This is a genomic window from Pseudoalteromonas sp. B160, from assembly GCF_037162485.1.
GTDB lineage: Bacteria > Pseudomonadota > Gammaproteobacteria > Enterobacterales > Alteromonadaceae > Pseudoalteromonas > Pseudoalteromonas rhizosphaerae.
Genome location: NZ_JARLUX010000001.1, coordinates 2,005,672 through 2,026,766 on the forward strand (window position 1 = coordinate 2,005,672; position 21,095 = coordinate 2,026,766).

The 21,095-nt window shown below is 40.8% G+C and carries 21 protein-coding genes, 2 tRNA genes and 2 pseudogenes; 9 read left to right on the top strand and 16 right to left on the bottom strand.

Annotation, left to right across the window (positions count from 1 at the left end; all coding sequences use genetic code 11):
* The first annotated feature begins 16 nt into the window (after positions 1 to 16).
* Positions 17 to 1,498, top strand: coding sequence for an FMN-binding glutamate synthase family protein (locus P4S61_RS09285; RefSeq protein WP_145240047.1), 1,482 nt, complete (start codon positions 17 to 19; stop codon positions 1,496 to 1,498).
* An 89-nt stretch (positions 1,499 to 1,587) separates the two neighbouring features.
* Here the strand turns inward: P4S61_RS09285 and mtnK are convergent, their stop codons facing one another.
* On the bottom strand, positions 1,588 to 2,805 hold the full coding sequence (mtnK, locus tag P4S61_RS09290) for an S-methyl-5-thioribose kinase (protein WP_182819430.1): 1,218 nt from the start codon (positions 2,803 to 2,805) through the stop codon (positions 1,588 to 1,590).
* A 132-nt stretch (positions 2,806 to 2,937) separates the two neighbouring features.
* On the opposite strand from mtnK, the gene mtnA reads away from it, so the two are divergent.
* Positions 2,938 to 3,963: an S-methyl-5-thioribose-1-phosphate isomerase gene (gene mtnA, locus P4S61_RS09295; RefSeq protein WP_145240043.1), complete on the top strand. Its 1,026-nt coding sequence runs from the start codon at positions 2,938 to 2,940 to the stop codon at positions 3,961 to 3,963.
* Here the strand turns inward: mtnA and P4S61_RS09300 are convergent.
* The 4 genes and pseudogenes from P4S61_RS09300 to P4S61_RS09315 form a co-directional block, all read right to left on the bottom strand.
* A complete protein-coding gene (locus tag P4S61_RS09300) occupies positions 3,960 to 4,298 on the bottom strand; it encodes a gamma-glutamylcyclotransferase family protein (RefSeq protein WP_149982210.1) in 339 nt (112 codons plus the stop codon). The two genes, mtnA and P4S61_RS09300, sit on opposite strands and share 4 nt — an antisense overlap.
* Positions 4,299 to 4,322: 24 nt before the next feature.
* A pseudogene (locus tag P4S61_RS09305) lies at positions 4,323 to 4,865 on the bottom strand (1,2-dihydroxy-3-keto-5-methylthiopentene dioxygenase).
* On the bottom strand, positions 4,862 to 5,548 hold the full coding sequence (gene mtnC, locus P4S61_RS09310; protein WP_145240037.1) for an acireductone synthase: 687 nt from the start codon (positions 5,546 to 5,548) through the stop codon (positions 4,862 to 4,864). Before mtnC ends, P4S61_RS09305 begins: the two are co-directional and overlap by 4 nt.
* On the bottom strand, positions 5,545 to 6,162 hold the full coding sequence (locus tag P4S61_RS09315; RefSeq protein WP_337118185.1) for a methylthioribulose 1-phosphate dehydratase: 618 nt from the start codon (positions 6,160 to 6,162) through the stop codon (positions 5,545 to 5,547). Before P4S61_RS09315 ends, mtnC begins: the two co-directional genes overlap by 4 nt.
* Before the next feature lie 90 nt (positions 6,163 to 6,252).
* Between P4S61_RS09315 and P4S61_RS09320 the strand changes: the two genes are divergently transcribed.
* The gene (locus P4S61_RS09320) at positions 6,253 to 7,395 is read left to right on the top strand and encodes a methionine aminotransferase (protein WP_145240033.1); all 1,143 of its coding nucleotides are present in this window, start codon (positions 6,253 to 6,255) and stop codon (positions 7,393 to 7,395) included.
* Positions 7,383 to 8,171, top strand: coding sequence for an amidohydrolase (locus tag P4S61_RS09325; protein WP_337118186.1), 789 nt, complete (start codon positions 7,383 to 7,385; stop codon positions 8,169 to 8,171). Before P4S61_RS09320 ends, P4S61_RS09325 begins: the two co-directional genes overlap by 13 nt.
* Before the next feature lie 1,331 nt (positions 8,172 to 9,502).
* On the opposite strand, the gene P4S61_RS09330 is transcribed toward P4S61_RS09325, so the two are convergent.
* The 3 genes from P4S61_RS09330 to P4S61_RS09340 all read right to left on the bottom strand — a co-directional run bounded on the left by P4S61_RS09330 (position 9,503) and on the right by P4S61_RS09340 (position 10,089).
* Positions 9,503 to 9,595, bottom strand: a tRNA-Ser gene (locus P4S61_RS09330).
* A 51-nt stretch (positions 9,596 to 9,646) separates the two neighbouring features.
* A tRNA-Ser gene (locus tag P4S61_RS09335) sits at positions 9,647 to 9,737 on the bottom strand.
* A gap of 211 nt (positions 9,738 to 9,948) precedes the next feature.
* Positions 9,949 to 10,089: a hypothetical protein gene (locus tag P4S61_RS09340; protein ID WP_182757905.1), complete on the bottom strand. Its 141-nt coding sequence runs from the start codon at positions 10,087 to 10,089 to the stop codon at positions 9,949 to 9,951.
* A gap of 323 nt (positions 10,090 to 10,412) precedes the next feature.
* Here P4S61_RS09340 and P4S61_RS09345 point away from each other — a divergent pair, with 323 nt between their 5' ends.
* Positions 10,413 to 11,267 (top strand): diacylglycerol/lipid kinase family protein, encoded by an 855-nt coding sequence (locus P4S61_RS09345; RefSeq protein ID WP_337118187.1) that lies wholly within the window; start codon positions 10,413 to 10,415, stop codon positions 11,265 to 11,267.
* 77 nt (positions 11,268 to 11,344) lie between these two features.
* Here P4S61_RS09345 and P4S61_RS09350 read toward each other — a convergent pair whose 3' ends face one another.
* Positions 11,345 to 12,280, bottom strand: a complete 936-nt coding sequence (locus P4S61_RS09350; protein ID WP_145240025.1) for a DMT family transporter — start codon at positions 12,278 to 12,280, stop codon at positions 11,345 to 11,347.
* Between the two features lie 116 nt (positions 12,281 to 12,396).
* Between P4S61_RS09350 and P4S61_RS09355 the strand changes: the two genes are divergently transcribed.
* On the top strand, positions 12,397 to 13,839 hold the full coding sequence (locus P4S61_RS09355; RefSeq protein ID WP_337118188.1) for an aminotransferase-like domain-containing protein: 1,443 nt from the start codon (positions 12,397 to 12,399) through the stop codon (positions 13,837 to 13,839).
* An 82-nt stretch (positions 13,840 to 13,921) separates the two neighbouring features.
* Here the strand turns inward: P4S61_RS09355 and P4S61_RS09360 are convergent, their stop codons facing one another.
* Complete coding sequence (locus tag P4S61_RS09360; RefSeq protein WP_145240021.1) at positions 13,922 to 14,719, bottom strand: YggN family protein; 798 nt, start codon at positions 14,717 to 14,719, stop codon at positions 13,922 to 13,924.
* A gap of 406 nt (positions 14,720 to 15,125) precedes the next feature.
* Here P4S61_RS09360 and P4S61_RS09365 point away from each other — a divergent pair, with 406 nt between their 5' ends.
* Positions 15,126 to 15,314 (top strand): PA3496 family putative envelope integrity protein, encoded by a 189-nt coding sequence (locus P4S61_RS09365; protein ID WP_145240019.1) that lies wholly within the window; start codon positions 15,126 to 15,128, stop codon positions 15,312 to 15,314.
* 49 nt (positions 15,315 to 15,363) lie between these two features.
* On the opposite strand, the gene P4S61_RS09370 is transcribed toward P4S61_RS09365, so the two are convergent.
* Both P4S61_RS09370 and P4S61_RS09375 read right to left on the bottom strand, forming a co-directional pair.
* Complete coding sequence (locus tag P4S61_RS09370) at positions 15,364 to 15,855, bottom strand: glutathione peroxidase (protein WP_145240017.1); 492 nt, start codon at positions 15,853 to 15,855, stop codon at positions 15,364 to 15,366.
* 95 nt (positions 15,856 to 15,950) lie between these two features.
* Complete coding sequence (locus P4S61_RS09375) at positions 15,951 to 16,823, bottom strand: LysR family transcriptional regulator (protein ID WP_145240015.1); 873 nt, start codon at positions 16,821 to 16,823, stop codon at positions 15,951 to 15,953.
* Between the two features lie 173 nt (positions 16,824 to 16,996).
* On the opposite strand from P4S61_RS09375, the gene P4S61_RS09380 reads away from it, so the two are divergent.
* Positions 16,997 to 18,256, top strand: a complete 1,260-nt coding sequence (locus P4S61_RS09380) for an iron-containing alcohol dehydrogenase (protein WP_337118189.1) — start codon at positions 16,997 to 16,999, stop codon at positions 18,254 to 18,256.
* Here P4S61_RS09380 and P4S61_RS09385 read toward each other — a convergent pair.
* Both P4S61_RS09385 and P4S61_RS09390 read right to left on the bottom strand, forming a co-directional pair.
* Positions 18,180 to 18,479, bottom strand: a complete 300-nt coding sequence (locus P4S61_RS09385; RefSeq protein WP_145240011.1) for an AzlD domain-containing protein — start codon at positions 18,477 to 18,479, stop codon at positions 18,180 to 18,182. The two genes, P4S61_RS09380 and P4S61_RS09385, sit on opposite strands and share 77 nt — an antisense overlap.
* Positions 18,479 to 19,183, bottom strand: coding sequence for an AzlC family ABC transporter permease (locus P4S61_RS09390; protein WP_259401909.1), 705 nt, complete (start codon positions 19,181 to 19,183; stop codon positions 18,479 to 18,481). Before P4S61_RS09390 ends, P4S61_RS09385 begins: the two co-directional genes overlap by 1 nt.
* Before the next feature lie 123 nt (positions 19,184 to 19,306).
* On the opposite strand from P4S61_RS09390, the pseudogene P4S61_RS09395 reads away from it, so the two are divergent.
* A pseudogene (locus P4S61_RS09395) lies at positions 19,307 to 19,962 on the top strand (cytochrome b/b6 domain-containing protein).
* A 68-nt stretch (positions 19,963 to 20,030) separates the two neighbouring features.
* Here P4S61_RS09395 and P4S61_RS09400 read toward each other — a convergent pair.
* Together P4S61_RS09400 and P4S61_RS09405 are read right to left on the bottom strand one after the other, a co-directional pair.
* Positions 20,031 to 20,483 (bottom strand): c-type cytochrome, encoded by a 453-nt coding sequence (locus tag P4S61_RS09400; RefSeq protein ID WP_182730735.1) that lies wholly within the window; start codon positions 20,481 to 20,483, stop codon positions 20,031 to 20,033.
* 125 nt (positions 20,484 to 20,608) lie between these two features.
* The gene (locus P4S61_RS09405) at positions 20,609 to 21,079 is read right to left on the bottom strand and encodes a DUF2721 domain-containing protein (RefSeq protein WP_145240002.1); all 471 of its coding nucleotides are present in this window, start codon (positions 21,077 to 21,079) and stop codon (positions 20,609 to 20,611) included.
* Between the last annotated feature and the right edge of the window lie 16 nt (positions 21,080 to 21,095).

A 21,095-nucleotide genomic window follows, 5' to 3' on the forward strand; every position in this document is an offset into this window, starting at 1 on the left:
CAGCAAGGGGCGCTGCATGAGTAATTTAATAGTTTTTAGCATTGATGTGTTTGCCAGCTTATTTATAGTGGTATTTGGGTGTTTAGTTTTAGTTGTTATTTATTTTTATATCAGTGATGTAACTCAATCTAAACAAGCGATTAGACGTAATTATCCGGTAATAGGTCGGTTTAGATACTTTTTTGAGCGCCAAGGTGAGTTTTTTCGTCAATACTTTTTCGCTATGGATCGCGAAGAAATGCCATTTAATCGCGCCGATCGTAGTTGGGTTTATAAAGCGGCTAAAAATGTTGATCGTACCACCGCCTTTGGCTCAACTCAGAGCCTAGAAGTTACCGGGACCGTGATGTTTATGAACTGCGCGTTTCCTACCTTGGACGAAGAAGCGCTTGAACCTAGTGCAGTTACGTTAGGGCCGCATTGTCGAAACCCTTATATTACTAAATCGCTATTCAATATTTCAGGTATGAGTTTTGGTGCGTTATCAAAACCTGCTGTACGTGCGTTATCGCAAGGTGCCAAACTCGCTGGTTGTTGGATGAACACTGGTGAAGGTGGTTTAAGCCCTTATCACTTAGAAGGAGGTGCCGACATTGTGTTTCAAATTGGCACAGCTAAATATGGTGTGCGCGATGAACAAGGTAAATTAAGTCATGAGAAGCTCAAGCAAATAGCTGCGCATGAACAAGTAAAAATGTTTGAAATTAAAATGAGCCAAGGTGCGAAGCCTGGTAAAGGCGGTATGTTGCCAGGCAAAAAAGTGACTGCTGAAATTGCGGCTATTCGTGGTATCCCAGAAGGTCACGATTCAATTAGCCCAAATGGTCATCCTGAAGTTAAAAACCCTGCAGATTTACTTGATATGATTGCCTCGGTGCGCGAAACGACTGGCAAGCCAACCGGCTTTAAAGCGGTTATTGGCGCTTATGCATGGCTGGAAACCTTGTTTGCTGAGATCAATCATCGTGGTATTGAATCTGCGCCCGATTTTATTACTATCGATAGTGCTGATGGCGGTACCGGTGCTGCACCACAACCGCTGATGGATTCGGTGGGTTTACCACTGAAAGAAAGTTTACCTTTGGTTGTTAATATGCTCGAAAAGCATGGCCTGCGAGAGCGAATTAAAGTTATTGCGTCAGGCAAACTGATTGTGCCGTCTAAGGTTGCATGGGCGCTCGCGCTGGGCGCAGACTTTGTTGTATCGGCACGTGGTCATATGTTTGCTTTGGGTTGTATTCAAGCGCTGCAATGTAATAAAGACACTTGCCCAACAGGGATAACCACACACAACGAGCGGTTGCAACGTGGCTTAGATGTCGCCGATAAAGCGCAGCGCGTAGCAAACTACAATAAGTACATTCATTATGGTGCGGGTTTAATTGCTCACTCATGCGGGGTATTTAGTGCCCGTGAACTTGGCCGCCAGCATGTGCGCGTTGTGCAAGAAAATGGTTTATCAGAGCCGCTTGATAAAATGTATGAAAATTACCAGTAATTTAAAAGACTAGGTAATAGAAGCTAGGTCCCGCCCAAATAGGTTGATAAAAGGCACTAAATAAAGTGCCTTTTGCTATTTTTATAAATTTAATTTAGTTGGCTTATCAATAAAGAGAAAAACTCTTCTTTGTTATTGCAAGTGTGGGCGTTGAGTACTAACTGCTCACCCAGCGCTAAAGTGTGGCGTTGTACGTCTAAACGCGCCTGCGCATCTTCAATGCCATCAATGTCAGCAACGTGTGCTAAGCCGATAGTGCGGCGTATCAGTTCTGTCCCACAGTAACCAATCGCGTCTTGTAATACTTGTTGCATAAAATACTCGCCATAACCAGCGGCTTTTAAATTGTTATCTGTGGTTTGCTCTGCAATAAATGTCAGCCACTGTTGTTCAAACAAAGAATAACTCTCTTGCAGGCAAGTCAGTAAATGGGTGTGATAGTTACGGCGTGTAACAAATTCACTAATACGAGCATTTTGCGCGCAGTAGTTTAATAATAAATTGCCGATAAATGAGCCGATATCAAAGCCAACTGGGCCAAAAAAGCCAAATTCAGGGTCGATCATCTTAGTGGTTTTTTGATCGACAAAAATACTGCCGCTATGCATATCACCATGTAATAGCGTCTGCGGGCATGATAAAAACTTAGCTTTTAGTTTTGCGATCGCTAAATGTAGTGCGGTGTTATTTTGTAGTTTATTGACTGTACTTTGCAACTCGCTTGGGTAGTTATTACGCTCATGTTCACGCAAGGTATCGTTGAAAAACAAATCTTCAGTAATTTGGCACAACTCTGGATTAGTAAACTGACTGACTTTGGCTTTTTTATCTTGCGCGGTTAGGTAAAAGTCTGAGTTATAAAAACCAGTATGGCTTAAGTAGTGAGCCACATGTTGACCTAATAGCGGAAATTGCTCTGCGTTTATTTGTGCGCTACGCAAAATTTGTAAGTGACCAAGATCTTCTAAAATGGTCAGTGCTTGCTCTGGATTATGATGCAATACTTTTGCTGTGTAGTCAGGGCTTAATGCGCCGTGATTGAGTAAAACCTCAGCTTCAATGCGTGCTCGGTCAAGCGTTAATGGCCATGACTCACCCACACAGCGCGCATAAGGTAAGGCTTGCTTTAAAATAACGCTATTACTTTGCTCGTCGCTTATTCTAAAAACGAGATTTAAATTGCCATCTCCAAACTCATACGCCGATAACGTTTGGTCAGGATCAAACAAATCATACCCATCTTTAGTTACAAGATTTTTAATATAATCAATCGCATGCTGTGCATTAAAGGCAACGTATTCGGCCATCGGCGTACTCTCAGAAAATGATAAACAATAGCATTCTATACCTTCAACCGTTTAGATGTCTACACTTCTGGGTTGTGCGTTTTAAAAACTACTGTAAAATAACCTCAGCCTAACGATTATTCAGGATCAATCATGCAAGACCTCATAGCGAGCAGTTTAAAATATCAAAACAATACACTAAGCGTGTTAGACCAATACCTACTGCCGCATCAGCAGGTATGGCACGAATGTGATGATGTAGCCAGTATGAGGGATTTAATTCTAAGCTTAAAAATACGCGGCGCACCGCTGATTGGTTTAGGAGCAAGTTTGCTAGTTGCCCATTTGGCAGAGCAAGGCACAGCTAAAGTAGCATTAGCGCAGGCGATTGATGATTTAGAAGCCACTCGGCCAACTGCGGTTAATTTAATGCATTGTATGGCAAAGTTACGTATTGCATTACAACAAGATGATTATGTAACGGCAATTGTAAGCGCTGCTGTAACATTGTTTAATGAAGATATCGCCTTGTGTGAAAGCATGGCAAATCATGGTGCTGCATTGGTTAGCAGCGGCGATAATATTCTCACACATTGTAATACTGGTGCCTTAGCAACCGCAGGTATTGGTACTGCTCTTGGTGTTATTTATAAAGCGCAGCAACGTCATGGCGATATTCATGTATGGGTGGATGAAACGCGGCCATTATTGCAAGGCGGGCGTTTAACCGCGTTTGAACTTGAGCGCTGGCAAGTACCTTACACCTTAATTTGCGATAATATGGCAGCGAGTTTAATGGCTGCTGGCAAGGTTGATAAAATTTTTGTCGGTGCAGATCGTATTGCTGCAAATGGTGACTTTGCTAATAAAGTAGGCACTTATAACTTAGCAGTACTGGCGCATTTTCATGACATCCCATTTTATGTAGTAGCGCCGCTAACAACCCTCGATGTAAACACAGCATGCGGTGCAGACATTGAAATAGAACAACGTAACAGCGCAGAAGTGCGCGGTGTAAGCGGAAGCTTTGGTGAAGCGCTATGGGCACCTACAAATGCTAACGTATATAATCCCGCATTTGATGTAACCCCCGCTAAGCTTATTACCGGCTGGGTACTCGATACTGGCGTTTATGACCAACAACAAGTTTTAGTTGGTGAATTAAAAAGGCTGGTTTAACAGCCTTTTGCCACATACACCCATGCATTAATGCCGCTGCTAAATGACTCTTCAATACGGATGTAGTCATTAACTTCGTAGCTATCCGCGTTAGCAAGTTCCTCTAAGGTGATAGTAAAAATAGTGCCAGTTACTGTATCTGTTGGCAGGCCTGTTTTAATTAATGCTGGATGAAAACGCTGGCCGCTGCTTTTCAGCACGGCGGCGTCGGTGATCTCAACTTCGCCTACTACGTAACCTTGTAGTGTATCGGCTTGGCCTTCGAGCAAGCGGCCAAAGGTATCAAGCTGTACTTGCTCTAATTGCAGTGTGCCGTATGAAAACAACTTTTCCATTTAAACTCCATTATTAACAGATATCTAGTCCAATAAAGGAAACTGCTTAGCAATCTCAGATTCGGTGCTTTGTGCCACCCAGCCTTCGGTATTATTGAATAAACGGATCGCAGTAAATTCAGGATCGCTGCCCATATCAAACCAATGGGGAGTAAGCTCTGGTACTGAAATTAAATCACCCTGCTTGCAAAGTACTTGGTAAACCTTGTCGTTAATATGCAGGCAAAATAATCCTTGGCCTTTTACAAAAAAGCGTACTTCGTCTTCACTATGGGTGTGCTCAAATAAAAACTTAGCACGTAATTCTGCAGCGTTCGGATTGCCTTTTGCCAGCGAAATAACATCTACAGTTTGATAACCACCTTGTTGCTTTAAGCTTTCAATATCAGCGTTATAGGCGGAAATAATAGCTTCATGGCTAGTATCAGCAGTAATCATTTTTGTTGCTTGCCACTGCTCAAATCATACATTTACTTTATTAAGCTCGGTGGCAATTTGTGCTGTATCTTGAGTGTTTAATAAAGCATTATTGCCGTTACAGTCAGCAAAAATAGTCAGTTGGCTCATGCTAAATGCTCCACAGTGAATTGGCTAAAATCGTTAATATAGTTATGCGCAGGCGAGCTTGCTTGACCATCACGGATCAGGTGCAAGGTTTTTAAACCTGCGGCTTTGGCAGCATCAAGCTCGGCTGCCACATCACTTAAAAATAACACTTCATTAGCGGCAAAAGGTAGTTGCTCAATAATATTGTGATATGAACGTTGCTCTTGTTTAGCGCCGACTTGAGTATCAAAATAATCAGTAAATAAGGAGCGAATATCACCAAAGTCAGAGTAGTTAAAAATTAAATGCTGTGCTTTTACTGACCCTGATGAATACACATACAACTGCTGGCCGGCTTGTTGCTGTGCAACTAAAAAGTGGTAGGCATCTGGGTATAAATGGCCGGTAAAATCGCCATTTTCATAGCCAGTTTGCCAAATCAAACCTTGTAACTGTTTTAATGGAGTGATTTTTTTATCGTCACGGATCCATTCAAGTAAAGTGTTAATTACGACATCAATACTGGCATCTGGCTGTTCAATAACCGCTTTTACGGCATAAATTTGTTCAGCTACAGCGCTTTGCTCTTGATGAGTTTTTACAAATTCGGGGAGCTGCTTTGCGGCATATGGAAATAGTACGTCTTTAACAAACGAAATACGGGTAATAGTGCCTTCAATATCGGTCAGCAGTGCTTTGATCATGATTCTAATCCTACTAATTTTAAGCGTTCTATCTCACATGCAAATAAAAACTCAAGGCCTTCTAATTGACGGCGTACTTCACCAATAGTGCGACCCACTACATACAAACCGTGGCCGCGAATAAGCACGCCGTGCTCAATAGGCGTGTGTAAGTGGTGATCGCTCACTAATAAACTCAAGCGATCAATATTTTGGTCGTTATCAAAGATTGGAATACTCAAGGTGTCTAAATGTGAAGTAATGCCGGTTAGTGACTTTTGCATTTCGTAGCCGTGTAAGTCTAGGCTGTGACCTTTAATAACCCGAGATAATACCGTCGCAGCAACCGAATGAGTGTGCAATACATAATTAGCAGCAGGAATAAGTTTATACATGCACAAATGCAATTCGGTTTCAGCTGAGGGTTTGGCGGCGCTAGCGCTACGATTACCGACATGATCCAGTTCAATAAAGGTATGCGACCCTAATTGACCTTTGTCAAAACCGCTGGCAGTAACCACAAAACCGGTGTTAGTTCGCGCTGAAAAATTACCACCCGTAGCTGGCACCCAACCACGTTGACTGATCCACTTTCCTGCTTCTATAAGTTCTGAAATAGCGGTATTGTTATGCATACATTCCTCATACTTTTTTAGACGGCTATACATCTGTTAACAGCAATGATAGCATCGCTTTGGGCGCAAAACCATCATTAAGGGTAACCAGTGTTTGAAAGTAAATTGCCAAATTTAGGCACCAGTATTTTTAGTCAAATGACTGCTTTAGCAAATCAATTCGAAGCGATTAATTTATCGCAGGGGTTTCCTGAGTTTGATGCGCCTGAGCTACTTAAAAAACAGCTTAATCATTATGTGCTTGAAGGAGTTAATCAATATTCACCTTCATCTGGTGTGCCGCGCCTGCAGCAACAAATTGCCCAGTTAGCAAAACGAAAATATGCAGCTGAAATAGATGCCGCGCAGCAAGTAACGGTAACCTCTGGCGCGACCGAGGCCTTGTTTGTTGCCATTCAGGCGCTGGTGCGCGAAGGTGATGAAGTCATTGTGTTTGACCCTGCTTATGATTCATACCAGCCAGCGATTGAATTGGCCGGTGGTAAGTCAGTCAATATTGCTCTGCATGCTCCGAGTTATGCAATTGACTGGCAAACGGTGGCTGCGGCTATCAATAGCAAAACGCGGGCTATTATAATCAACACCCCACATAACCCAAGTGGTAAAACGTTAAAACAGCACGATATTAATGCTCTAAAAGCCTTAGTAATTAAGCATGACTTATACCTGATAAGTGATGAAGTATACGAGCATATTACTTTTGATCAGCAACCGCATTTAAGTGTGCTGCGTGATAACGAATTGTTTGCTCGCAGCTTTGTGATCTCAAGCTTTGGCAAGACTTTTCATAGCACAGGCTGGAAAATGGGTTACTGCATCGCACCCGCTGCACTTGCGGTCGAGTTTCGTAAAATTCACCAATATGTGACTTTTTCAAGCTTTACGCCGGCACAACATGCATTAGCCGATATGTTAGAACAGCAAGGTGAGCATGTGGATGAGCTCAGTGAGTTTTATCAACAAAAGCGTGATGTACTTAGTAAAGCACTAAAAGATAGCCGCTTTACCATTTTACCAAGTGAAGGCACCTACTTTTTACTGCTTGATTACAGCGATGTATCGGATTTAAATGACGTAGAATTTTGCCAGTGGTTAGTAGAACAAGCAGGCGTTGCAGCCATTCCACTAAGCGTGTTTTATCAGCAACCAAGCAACGATAAAGTTATTCGCTTATGCTTTGCCAAAAATGACGCCACGCTATTACAAGCCGCGGAGATTTTATGTCAACTTTAACTATAGCACTGATACAAACATCGCTTAATTGGTTAGATAAAGACGCCAACTTGGCACACTTTGGCAATAAAATAGCTGATATAGATAAATCAGTAGAGCTTATTTTATTGCCAGAAACCTTTGCCACCGGCTTTGCTATTAACCTTGATTGCGCAGAGCCGGATCATCAGTTAAAGCAAGGCAAAGTGCTTGATTGGATGATCGCGTCGGCAAAATCAAGCAATGCGGTAATTGCAGGCTCGGTATTGGTAACGCAAGGAAATAAAAAAGCTAATCGCTTTTATTGGGCATGGCCCAATGGCGAAGTGAAGTATTACGACAAACGGCATTTATTTTGCTTGGGCAAAGAGGGCGATTTTGTAACCGCAGGGCAGCAACGTGAAGTGTTCACCCTTAATGACTTTAGAATTTTACCGCAAGTTTGTTACGACTTACGTTTTCCGGTCTTTCAGCGCAATCGCAATGACTACGATGTGATGGTTAATGTCGCCAACTGGCCTGCTGCAAGGCGCAAAGTATGGGACACCTTACTAATGGCGCGGGCGATGGAAAACCAGTGTTATGTGATTGGCGTTAATCGTATTGGTGATGATGCTAATGGCGTCGCGCACAATGGCGGCACGGCAGTGTATGACTTTAAAGGTGATACGTTAGCAGCCGCTACTGATAACAAAGATGATGTTGTTATTATCACTTTGGACAAACAGCCGCTTGAGCTCTTTAAGCAAAGTTTCCCAGCGCATTTAGATGCCGATGGGTTTAGTTTGGGTTATTAAGATAAAGAGACTGTTTAGCCTCTTTACCCGTTTTACGCAGAAGCATTGTAGGTGAGTTTGATCGCAGCGAAACCCGACAACATACAACAAAAAAATAATCTACAGGCTTGTATCAATACAAGGCCGTTTATCTGCGATGAATTTTTACCTGCTCACCCAATCGTTACGAGAGAATACCTAGGCTAGGTTAAAGTATTGATTTAATAGGTAGCAACCTATTGCATTACTATGATGTAACAGTTAGTTATCCGGTTTTTTATCTGCATTGTGATTATATGGTTGGCACAATATCTGAATTTCGTGATGCCCATCATATAATTTAAATAACTCATTGCCCCCAGTTTTGTTAAAAAATTGAGATAGGGTTATTTTGTCCTGCTCATACTCCATTAGTAACCAAAAGCCGTAAAAACCTTTAAACCAAAAATAATAGAATATCGCTGCGAAAAAAATACTAGATAGGCTGCTTTACCTACTTTCTTTTTATATTTTAAACAACTAAGGAACAACCAAATACAACTCAACATTGCTAAAATTAAGAATGCTGAAAAAGGAGTAATAACTACTTCAATGTTGTCCCAGCGAGAGCTTAGACAAGAAGCATGTCGGTCTGAAACTATTGTGTAAATTAAAGTGATTTTGAAAAGGAAGTACAATAATACAGTTGTAAAAACTGCATATAAAATACCACTTTCTTTGTCCTCACTGTTATACCAATCGACTTAAATATTTAACCATTCTAGCGAGCTAAATAAAGCGCTAACTGCGTTATAATTTTTTAAGTAGAACAACTACATGTCAAAATTTACGCCTTGTTATCACTGTATTTATCTGTCGCTATAAATGGTCAGTAACTTAACACGATTGGTATTATTCAACTTGTAGCCTTAGAAAATATTTTGGTGTTTTTAAAAAGAAAAGTCAGAACGATTTTTGAATTTGGTTTAAGAGCTGACTTATGTGTTCTATTTGATATTACATTACACAACTTAGCGGAAGGGATCTAGAGTTTAGTTTTCTGGCCGCACTGCGTGCGTTTAACTTTGTTCCAGACAAAGTTTGGTCGAACCCTAGTCGAGGGTTCTCACCCGCCTTCATTGGTGTAAAGGTTACGGACATAAAACAATAGGCTTTTCATTCTGAAATTTGTGTCAAACGTGGGGATGGGCTTGCTTACGTCCATGTAACCAATCGCTTCGCGACGCTTGCAGCGGCCTAAAATGTTCCTGACATTTTATCGAACCCTGGTCGAGGGTTCTCACCCGCCTTCTGCCATTTTTAACAACAAAAAAAGCCCCACAATAAATTGCGGGGCTTTTTTCGTTATTAAATGGCGGAGAAGGAGGGATTCGAACCCTCGATAGAGCTACAAACCCTATACTCCCTTAGCAGGGGAGCGCCTTCGGCCACTCGGCCACCTCTCCGGCGCATAAATTGTCATTTTGATAATCGAGTGAACCACCAAAACGTAATAATGGTGGAGAGATAGGGATTTGAACCCTAGAGGGGCTATAAACCCCTGCCGGTTTTCAAGACCGGTGCATTCGACCACTCTGCCATCTCTCCGTTGGGAAAGAATAATACGCAGGTGATTGGGGTGTGTAAATAGGAAAAAGATCGTTTGCTGTTTTTTTGTTCTAAAAAAGAGGTTTTTTTATAAAAAAGGAGTTTTTAGGGAGTTTAAAGAAGGGGTTGCAGCAAACGAGGGAGCTAAATAAGTAGTTTCATTTAGTGGTTGGGTGTTTGCTGCACCGCTAAAGTAATCATGGTTGGGTGATTACTTGTATTGAACTGCGCCGCCAAGAGCTAGCTTTTTGCCGAAACGGTTAAGTCTGGCAAGCATTTTTGCTTTGCGGTTGGTCGATTTTACTGCAACATGGGTAGCTGCATTTTCGTTTAATGTATTTACTGGGTTCATTACTTTGCTCCGGGTTATGTCTGTTTTGACAACACGGCTATTCTGAGCTTTTTTTGCACAAAAATAAAACGATAAAAATTAGGGTGTTCGAATAGAAATAACTAATCCGAATTGTTTTTATTAAGGTGTGATTCAGATAGTACGTACTGAGTATTATGCATGGTTATGAAATTTAAAGTCGCCTAAATCACTTGTTTAAAAGCAATATTACACTGCCACTGATATTTTAATGCATTAGATAATAAATAAAGTGACTAATTATTCAGATTAATTTATTTTTTGAAAATGTCTATTTCCCTACTTTTGAATAGGCTAGTATCCAGATGCTAATAATTATTAAACCAAGTACGCAAAAAAAACATAAAAAAAATTGCACTTGGTTATTAGAGCAGTGTCAAAAACGTCAAATTAGTTACACTGTTTTTTACACCACAGGACATTTTACCAATGATTGCCAAAAAATAACGGTTTTGGCTCAGTCACAAAAGCGCGTTGTTGTGCTCGGTGGTGATGGCAGCCTGCATTTGGCTGTAAATGCATTGATGGGATTGAGTTGCTCGTTGGCGTTATTGCCTCAGGGGACGGGTAATGATTTTGCACGCGGCTTTGGCTGTTCAAACTCAGCTTGGCGTAATGCTATTTTTAGTGAGCATCAAGTAAAAATCGATATTGGCCAAATAAATAGCCGTTACTTTATTAATATTGCGGGGGTTGGCTTTGATGCGCATGTAGTACAGGCATTGCAAACCAAGCCTGCATTATCCGCTTTAAGTTATAGTTTAGCTGGCTTTAAGTGTTTATTCGTTTATCAGCCTTCTCGCTTGGCTGGGAGTTTTGCAGGGCAGCAATGCGAATATGGTAATTTGATTACTGTATTTGCAAATCATCATTATTTTGGTGGTGGGTTGATAATAGCGCCAAAAGCACAATTGAATAGTGGCTATTTAGAGTGCTATCGCGTGCCTACGCGTGGTTTGTTAGGTAACCTCTACAGTTTTGTGCGCTTATTGCTACGTAAGCACCACGGTATGAAAGAGCTCAACTACCAGCGCTTAGAAATTGCTTATATAAATACGCCTGATTTACCAATCGAAGCAGATGGTGAGCTGGTAGGCGTTACCCCAGCGGTGGTGACTATTCATCCGCTCGCGTTGCGTTTTTGTATGCCGCAATGTTAAATGACGAGTAATATGTTAGTAATAAAAAAGCGCCTAACAAGTAGGCGCTTTTGGCGTTAGTTGCGTATATACGCATTCTAACTGGGGATGGAGCGTTTATTAGCAAATGATGCTTTATTAGACTCAATAAACGCTTTAATTCTTTTTGTTGGAGTCAGTACAATAGCATTACCAAGCAGTACTAAACTAAAGCCGATAAACGTATTGGCTTGCCAACTAAAACCTTCAAATAATGTACTTAAAGTCACTGCAACTAATGGAAATAACACAATCACATAGCTGGCACGTTCTGGGCCGATATTTTTTAGTAGTGCAAAGTAACATGCAAATGCAATAACCGTCCCAAACACCGATAAATAAACTAATGAATACCAGTAGCTTGCTGGGGCCGACAGGCTAAAATCGGCACCGCTGATGATTACATATACAAATAAACCAATAGCGCTGTATAACATGCCCCATGCATTGCCCTGCATGACGCCAATACGTTGTTGAGAGTTACGTACGCTGATCATATTCCCTAATGAAGCCACAAAGGTGCCAGCTAAGGCAAGTAGCAAACCGACCAACGCCCCATTACTCAAGTCGAACTGCTGTAATTGTGGCCAAAACAGACTGATGATGCCCAATACCCCTATCAATGCACCCGTATAAATACGTTTAGCGATGGGTTTACCAAAAAATAATCGGGTATTTACAATGTTCATTAATAACAACATTGAAAAGGCGATTGATGCCATGGCTGACGTTAAATAATGTTGTGCCCAGTAAAGTACTAAGTAATTAAGGCCAAAGTTACACAGTGCTAGTAATACGAAAAAGCCATGATCGCGACGACTATAATTCATCGGTAATTTTTTAATATTCACCCATACCCACATTAGAATTGCAGCCAAACTAAAGCGATAAAATAGTGAAACTTCAACGGCGATATCGCCAAGTTGAAATTCGATTGCGAGCCAGGTAGAGCCCCAAATTAAAACGGTTAGTGCATAAAGCACGATACTTTTCATGGCCTTGGTCCATTATGTCGATTAAGTGTTTATTTTAAGATACTTCTGTATACTTAACATACACAGAAAACTATAAATGCAACCTATACAGATTGTACGGCTTTAAGGTGTCTACTATGTCGCTGGTGATCAGCAAAACCAACCATGACTTTTTATATCAGCAAGTAATGCAGCTGGTGCGTGAGCTGAGTGAGCAGGGGACACTATTACCAGGCGAAAAACTCCCCTCATTACGTAAAATGGCCACTAAGCTGAATGTCAGTATTCCGACGGTGAAATTGGCTTACCAATCACTTGAGGCACAAGGTTTGGTTGAAGCACGAGAAAAGTCAGGCTATTTTTTAAAAACGGCACATACCCAGTTAGCGCGGCCAAAGCGGGTTAAACTCAATCGTGAGCCAGTTTCGGTCAACATGCAGGTATTAATTGAGCAAGTGTATGATGCAATTCATCAAGCCGATGTCGTACCGTTTGGCATTGCTAATCCTGTTGCTGCCGCTCCAACTGATAAAATGCTAAGTCGTACGATGCGCCAGGTTATGTCGATTGCCGGCAGTCGCGCCATAAATTATGGTGCGATGGATGGTTTTGCACCATTGAAAAAGCAGTTAATCCATCGTTATTTAGATTTTGGCATTGGTGTTGACTCGCAAGAACTTGTGATCACCAACGGTGCTCAAGAAGCACTGGCGATCGCGCTAAAATGTGTCACTAAAGTAGGTGATGTGGTGGCGATCGAGTCACCTTGTTATTTTGGTATCATTGAATTGATCGAAAGCCTGGGCCTCAAGGCGCTCGAGATCCCGCTGTGTCCTGATGATGGGATCTGGCTTGATGATCTGAGCCAGGCTTTACATGATCACGATATTAAAGCTTGTGTGTTCTCTACTTCGATCAATAATCCTGTGGGTAGTTTTATGCCTGATCATAAGCGTAAACAATTAGTAGAGTTATTGGAATCTCAAGATGTGGTGCTAATTGAAGATGATGTGTATGGTGATTTACATTTTACCCCGCAGCGTGGTACACCCGCTCAGGCTTACTCAACAAAAGGGTTGGTATTAACCTGTGCATCGTTTTCTAAAACTGCGGCGCCGAGTTATCGTGTTGGCTGGTTGATTGCCGGAAAGTTTGCTGCCAAAGCGCGTCGCTATAAGCGTGCATTGAGTTGTTCTACTTCACTGATCAATCAATGGACGTTATATGAATTTATAGTCAGTGGTGATTATGATCGTAATATAAAACTACTGCGACAGCGTCTACGTTCTAATAAAGAACGAATGATCTGGTGTTTACATCAGGCCTTTCCGAGTACCGCTAGGATCAGCGATCCGCAAGGCGGATGTGTGATCTGGATTGATTTAGGTGCGGCTTACGATAGTGTAAAACTATTTCAACTGGCATTAGAAAGTGGCATTAGCATTACTCCGGGCTATATTTTTTCAGCCACTAATAAATATCGCAGTTGTATTCGATTAAGTTATGGTTTGCCATGGGGTGAAAAAATTGAACAAGCTATTATAAAGCTAGGTGAGTTAGTGCATTTAGCGAAGAAATAGCATGGCATAAAAAAGCAGCACCTTTAAAAAGAGTGCTGCTAAAGGGATATCAAACTTTTAGCGTTTAGAACCTGAGTTCAAGTTAGTTATTTTGTTTATAACTAAATAATTGGTAGTCTTTCAATTCTGGAACTAGTTTAACTAATTGTTGCTCTTGATCAGCAATGGTTGAAAAATTACCGCACAGTGCATCAGCGCGTTTTTCAAGTTGGTTAGCTTGTTGCTCAACTTTGGCTTCAATTTCAGCTCCCATATTTTCCATGCGTTGTTCAAAGGCTTGCATATCGCCACCAGAGCCCATTAGTTCTGAACCTACAGCCATTAAAATACTACCCATCGATTGCATCATCGCAGCTTGTACAGCGCTTTCTATTTGCTCATCAAATTGGCTTTCAAAGTTTTCGCCAAATTGGCTAAAGCTTTGTTGGCCCATTACAAAAGCGCCTTGTTGGTAAAAGGTGTTTTGTACTTCTACCTGAATATCAGCCATTAATTCATTAATGCTATCTAGGCCATCGATATTAAATGCATTGGCGACTTCTTCAATGGCGACCCCGGCAATTTTAACGCCTTCAAGAGCAATGTTCGCGACTTCTGGTAATTGGCTACGCAGACTGTCTGAATAATTACTGATAGCTTGGTGTTGTTGACTGTTGAGTGTCAAAGTTTGGCCATCAATCATTAACTCGCCACTATTTATAAAAGTCATAGTGTGGTTATCAGCTGTAAAAATTTCTAATTCATTTGGCTTAATACGCACATCATTTTTAAATTCAACGTCACATGTGTCGCCGCTAAAAGAAATATTCGTCTCATTGTCATTGTGTGCCATTGCCCCTGTGGCAATGAATAAAGAACTTATTAATAGTAATTTTTTCATTTTTATTTCCTGCTAATTTGTTGATTATGACCAGTACGTATTTAACGTATTTAATACATATCAAGTTTAGTGCCAACAATTATTGGTAAATAAAAACAAAGGGTTAATTGTTTTTTGCTATTTTTAAATTGTATTAGGAGGTTATAAAAAAGCCATTTTTTAGTCATTTTGACTAATTTACATTGATACATAAAATATACTTATCGTTTCGATAAAAAACTCTCACTTTCCAGAACTCAAATTTAGCGCTATTTATTCACAATATCGACATAACACTATTTTAGAATCGCGTTATGGCTTTATTTTGGTGCTTTTTCATACGGTGAAATAGTGCTGAACATTTTTAATTTACCAATGATAGTGATAAAAATCCTTAATTGGTCTCAAACACTTTATGGAGTGGGTTGTGGGTAAGACATTTAGTTACGATGCGCTAGATGACGATTTTGTTGAAGACGAGTACGAAATGGTCGGGCGTAATCAACACGACAAGAATAAGCAAAAGGTTAAGAAAAAGTTGGAAGACTACCTTGAGCAAAAACGCTTGCGTAAAAACTTGGGCGATGATGACTTAGATGAGTATTTAAACGACTAAGAGATAATTTAAATAAAGAGGCAATTTGCCTCTTTATTGCTTTTAGAGTTTAGATATTACTGCTTTTAAGGGCTTTGATAATAGCACCTTCGATTTGCTGCGGTTTAGTAAATGGTGCAAAGCGTTTAATTGCCTCGCCGTCGCGGCCAACTAAAAACTTAGTGAAATTCCATTTTATTTTGCGGGTTAAAAAACCAGGTAAGGCTGATTTTAAATGCCTGAATACGGGGTGGGCATTTTCGCCATTAACATCAATTTTGCTCATCATCACAAAATCAACACCGTAGTTAATTAAACAACCTTGCGCTATTTCTTTTGCGCCGCCAGGCTCTTGTTTGCCGAATTGATTGCACGGAAAACCAATAATTACTAACCCTTGATCAGCGTATTTTGCATGTAATTGTTGTAAACCTTCGTACTGTGGAGTGAAGCCACATTTACTGGCAGTGTTGACAATTAACACAACTTTGCCTGCGAAATCTGAAAAATCAATGCTTTGGCCTTGCAGATTGCTGGCTGAAAGTTGATAGAAGTCGTTCATGTTGCTCTCTTGTTATTGTTGTTTGTTAAATTCTATCCTGAGTTGTGACAGACATACAGCTTAAATTATCATCACATTGCATAGACCATTTTATTTTAACTTGCATGATTAAAGCTTGTGAGTAAATGTTCAATCAATAATCGCACTCTGTACGGCATTAAATCTTTACGTGGATACACTAACCAAGAGGCATTGTCTGTTACCTGAAACTCATCAAGTAAGGTAATTAGTTGCCCGTTTTCAATATACTTATCAACAATATCAGTGGCTAAATGGGCAATGCCTAAGCCTGCTAATGTCGCAGATAATAGTGCGCGCGGATGGTTACTGCGCCAGTTGCCGGCAACTTTTACCTCTTTAATATCGCCGGCAAAATTAAATCGCCAACGTTTCCCCATGGCAATTAAGCAATTATGAGCGGTTAATTGTTGAGGCGTAGTTGGGGTTGGGTGATGTGCTAAATATTCTGGACTGGCAACGAGAGTCATGATTCGTGGGCTAAGTGGTCGTGCAATTAAGTTAGAGTCTTGCATACGGCCAAAACGGATCGCTAAATCAAAACCTTCTTCAACTAAGTCGACATTACGATTGTTGAAGTCCATATCTACTTCAACCTCAGGGTAGCGTTTTACAAACTCAACAATTTTAGGTGCTACATGACATGCAACAAATTCACCAGCACCAGAAATTCTAATGACCCCTTTGGGTTTACGTTGCTCACCTTGCAGTTGATTATTAGCATCAATTAGCTCTTGTTTAATTGCTTTGAGCTTTACGGCATATTCGCGGCCGGCATCGGTGAGGCTTATTTTTCGGGTGGTACGTTGAAATAGCAATGAGCCTAAGCGGTTTTCAAGTTGCTGTACTTGGCGGCTGATATGGGAAGTTGATACTTCCATGACTTTGGCTGCTTTGGTAAAGCTGCCATGTTCAACCACATGTAAAAATTCATCAAGGCCATGCCACATAATTTAGTTCTCAAATATTAAGTAATTATAGTTTATACCATCTATTGTTGCAGCTGTGCAAAAGTGATTCTCTGAGCTTAGTCTTTAAATTAATGCTTAAATCCCTACAATTAGGTGGTCAGCAAATTTTAGCTCACACTAAATAATGAGCACCTCAAAGCAATGGAGCAAGCATGTTAAATTTCAGTTTTGCAAACCCAACCAAGATTCATTTTGGCGAACAGCAAATTGCCTTAATCAAAAATGAGATCCTGGCAGACGCAAAGGTACTTGTTACTTATGGCGGTGGCAGTATTAAAAGTAATGGTATTTATGATCAGGTGGCTGCGGCGTTAAGCGAACACACTTGGTTTGAATTTGCCGGTATTGAACCTAACCCAAGTTACCAAACATGTATGAAAGCCGTTGCTTTGGTTAAAGAAAAGCAAGTTGATTATATTCTTGCTGTAGGCGGTGGTTCGGTAATTGATGGTAGTAAATTTATTGCCGCAGCAGCTAATTATGACGGCGAGCCATGGGATATTCTAGCTAAAGGCGGTGAGGTAAAATCAGCAATAGCATTAGGTGTTGTATTGACTTTGCCAGCAACGGGTTCTGAATCAAATTCTTTTAGTGTGGTTTCAAACCTTGATAGCCACGATAAACTGCCTTTTGCGAGTCCATTAGTACAGCCACAATTTGCAGTACTCGACCCTGCGGTGACTTACTCATTACCAAAACGTCAAGTGGCAAACGGTATTGTTGATGCGTTTGTACATACCATGGAACAATACTTGACCTATGATGTAGGTGCAAAACTTCAAGATCGTTTCGCTGAAGGTATTTTAATGACCTTACTTGAAGAAGGACCGAAAGCGTTCAGTGAGCCAGATAATTACCAAGTACGCGCTAACATTATGTGGTCAGCAACCATGGCATTGAATGGTTTAATTGGTGCTGGTGTGCCACAAGATTGGTCAACGCATATGTTAGGCCATGAGATGACAGCGGTTTATGGTCTTGATCACGCACAAACCTTGGCAATTGTACTACCGCGCATGATGGCGGAGCAAAAAGACACTAAGCGCGGTAAAATCTTACAATACGCAGAGCGTGTTTTAGGCCTTGATATTAGCGATGAAGATACGGCTATTGAGCAAGCGATTGCAGCAACAGAAGCGTTTTTTCATAGTGTTAATATGCCAACGCGTTTAAGTGATTATAACTTAGGTGAAGAAGTCGCAGACAAAATTGTTGCGCAACTAGAGCGCCATGGGATGACGGCACTCGGTGAGCGAGAGCAAGTCACGCTTGATAAGAGTCGTGCAATTTTTATTAGCCAGCGTTTAAGGCTACTTTTAGCGCATTACAAATGCGCTAATTTAAGATCAAAAATAAACCCATACCAACAAGTGTTGTGTAGTAAATGTTATGCGTTTTATATGCGACAATAATAGCTGCTATTGCCGCACTGAGGTATGGGTTTTGCCAATCTAAATTTATCCCCTCGTCTGTTACAAACACAATAGGTACCCAAATCGCGGTAAGTACCGCCGGTGCGCTAAAACTTAAAAACTGCTGCATTTTCGGGCCAACTTTAAATGGTAGGTCACGATGTAAAAATAAGTAACGGGTAAAAAAGGTAATACATGCCATAAGTAAAATAGTTGTTATCATCAATTATGCTCCAATTTACCTTGGATACGGCTAATAAGGTAACCGATAGTCATCGCCGATAGTGCCGCAGCTACTAACCATAATTCAAACCCCTGGCTTTTTAAAACGGTAGCCACAACAGCAGCGCTTACAACCGTTGCCAATGTAGCTAGATTTTTAATACCAGGAATTACTAATGCAATAAAAGTTGCAGCAATAGCAAAGTCTAAGCCTAAATTAGTGAGATCAGGTAGCAGACTGCCCGCTACGATGCCAATTAATGTCCACAAGTTCCAAGTAATATAAAAGCTAAAGCCGGCACTGAGCGCGTAGATCAAGCGAGTTTTAGTTCGATAAGCTTTGCGATGATGGGAAAACGCAAACAGCTCATCAGTGAGTACAAAGCTTACCGGTAAGCGCCAGCGTAGCGACTGATCAATCACTTTATGACGCACCGCTAAGCCGTATAAAAAGTGCCGTGAGCTAATTATGAAGGTGGTGAATAAAATAGTTAATAAAGGCGTATTGCCAGCCATTAGCTCTATAGCGACTAGTTGGGCGGAACCGGCAAACACTAATAATGACATGGCTTGGGTTTCAAATGCGCTAAAGCCATTTTGAATTGCCAGTGAACCACATAAAATCCCCCAAGGGATCACTGCTAAACACAGTGGTAGCATATCTAAAAAGCCTTTTAGGAGTGCGCGTTTGGTGCTAAGTGTCATTAATATTATTCATTACGGTAATTAATGCCCTTAGTCTGCCATAGATCAATTAACCCTGAACAGCAAAGATGCTAAATTAACAAAAGTTTGAAATAATAAGCTTTTACGCAAAAGAGGTTAAGCATGCATAAAATTAAAGTATGGGATGGGTTTATTCGCAGTTTCCATTGGTTGTTAGTTATTGCAATTGCGGCGCTGTATTTTAGTGCTGAAGAAGGCATGATGGAATTACACTTTGTGGCTGGCTTTTTCACCTTAGCGCTACTAGTAACACGTCTTATTTGGGGCTTGATTGGTAGCAAAACAGCTAAGTTAAGTGCATTGTTTCATTCACCTAGCGCAGCACTAAAATCATTTAAACAAACAGATAATAAACCAGGCCATGGCGCAGCGGGCAGCTACATGGTGTTGGCATTTTTATTTTATTACTGGCGCAGTTAGTAAGCGGCTTAATGACCACCGATGACATTTTGACAGATGGCCCATTAGTGCAGTATGTATCAAGTAATGTAGTTGAATGGGCCGGCTGGGTGCATCATAAGAACTTTGATTTATTGTTGTACGCGATTATTCTCCATATTGTGGCAATTGTAATTTATCGCATGAAAGGTAAAAATTTAGTCAAAGCAATGGTTACGGGCTATGCCGCTGAAAAAAATAATGATAGTAATGAAGAGCTAACAAAATCACCGTGGACTGCGATAATTATTCTTGTCGTTGTATTTGCGGCATTACTGATGACATGGGGCGCAGAGCCTGTGGCTTACTTGTTTAGTTAAACTGTTTAACAGATCAAAAACGGCGCTAATTTAGCGCCGTTTTAGTTTTAAGATGATCGCATTAAAGATTAGTCTTTAAATGATGTGTGGCAATCTTTACAGCCTTTAGCCCATGGGCCAAATGCTTTAGCAATTACTTTTTTATCGCCTGTTTGCGCGGCAACGGCTAGTTCGTCAGCATATTGTTGAAATGCTGCTGCTTTTTTCATAAAGGTTTCGTTATCGCTCCAAATAGCAGGTAATGCAGATGTGTCACCTTTATCACTGCCTGCAACGAATGCTTCCCATGGCATTTTTGATAATGCAGCAGCATTATTTGCACGATGCTTAAACTGTTCTGCGTCAAAAGGTACTTTGCCTTTTAGCATGTCACCCATATCACCAATTTGGACACGGATCATTGAAAATGCCGCTTGGCGGTACTCAATGGCGTCACTAGGCTCTTCAAATACAGAGTTTGCTGTTGCACCAAATGTTAGTGCACAAAGTGTTGCACCTAAAAATAATTGCTTTAACTTCATTCCTTTTGCCCCTTATATGTAATTCATTGCTTGTACAGTTGCTGTTGTATATCAGCAAGTCAGATTATTCAAGTATATTGCGGTTAAACTGAACTGTTATTGAATTATAAAACTAAGATTGTATCTTAATTATTGATATCAATATCAGCAAAGATCATTCCTCTGCGCATACTACGAGTAGCTAAAAACACCTCACCCAGTAAAGACATAAATGCACAAATAAGTAGTGCCATTGCGCCAACAAAACAACTGCCGATGGAAACACCTAAATTAACTGATTGAATATGAGACAAAAATAACAGCATGACCACGGCGCAAACAAGTACCGCACTTAATACACTTAAACTAAAGGCAATATGGATACAGCGAGAGCGTTTCAGCAGTGCTCGTAGCTCGGTTGTTAGCGATGAATTAAATTCTTCATCGGTACTTACCTTTAATTTTCGTTCAAGTTGACGAGCACGGTCGGTAATTCGAGCTAAGCGATTAGATAAAACCCCCAGCGTAGCAGCAATACCAGTAATTAAAAAAACTGGCGCAACGGCTGTTTGGATTACTTTTGCCATTGTTAGAATATTTATAACATCAGAGTTCATTGCTTTCCTTTTAGGT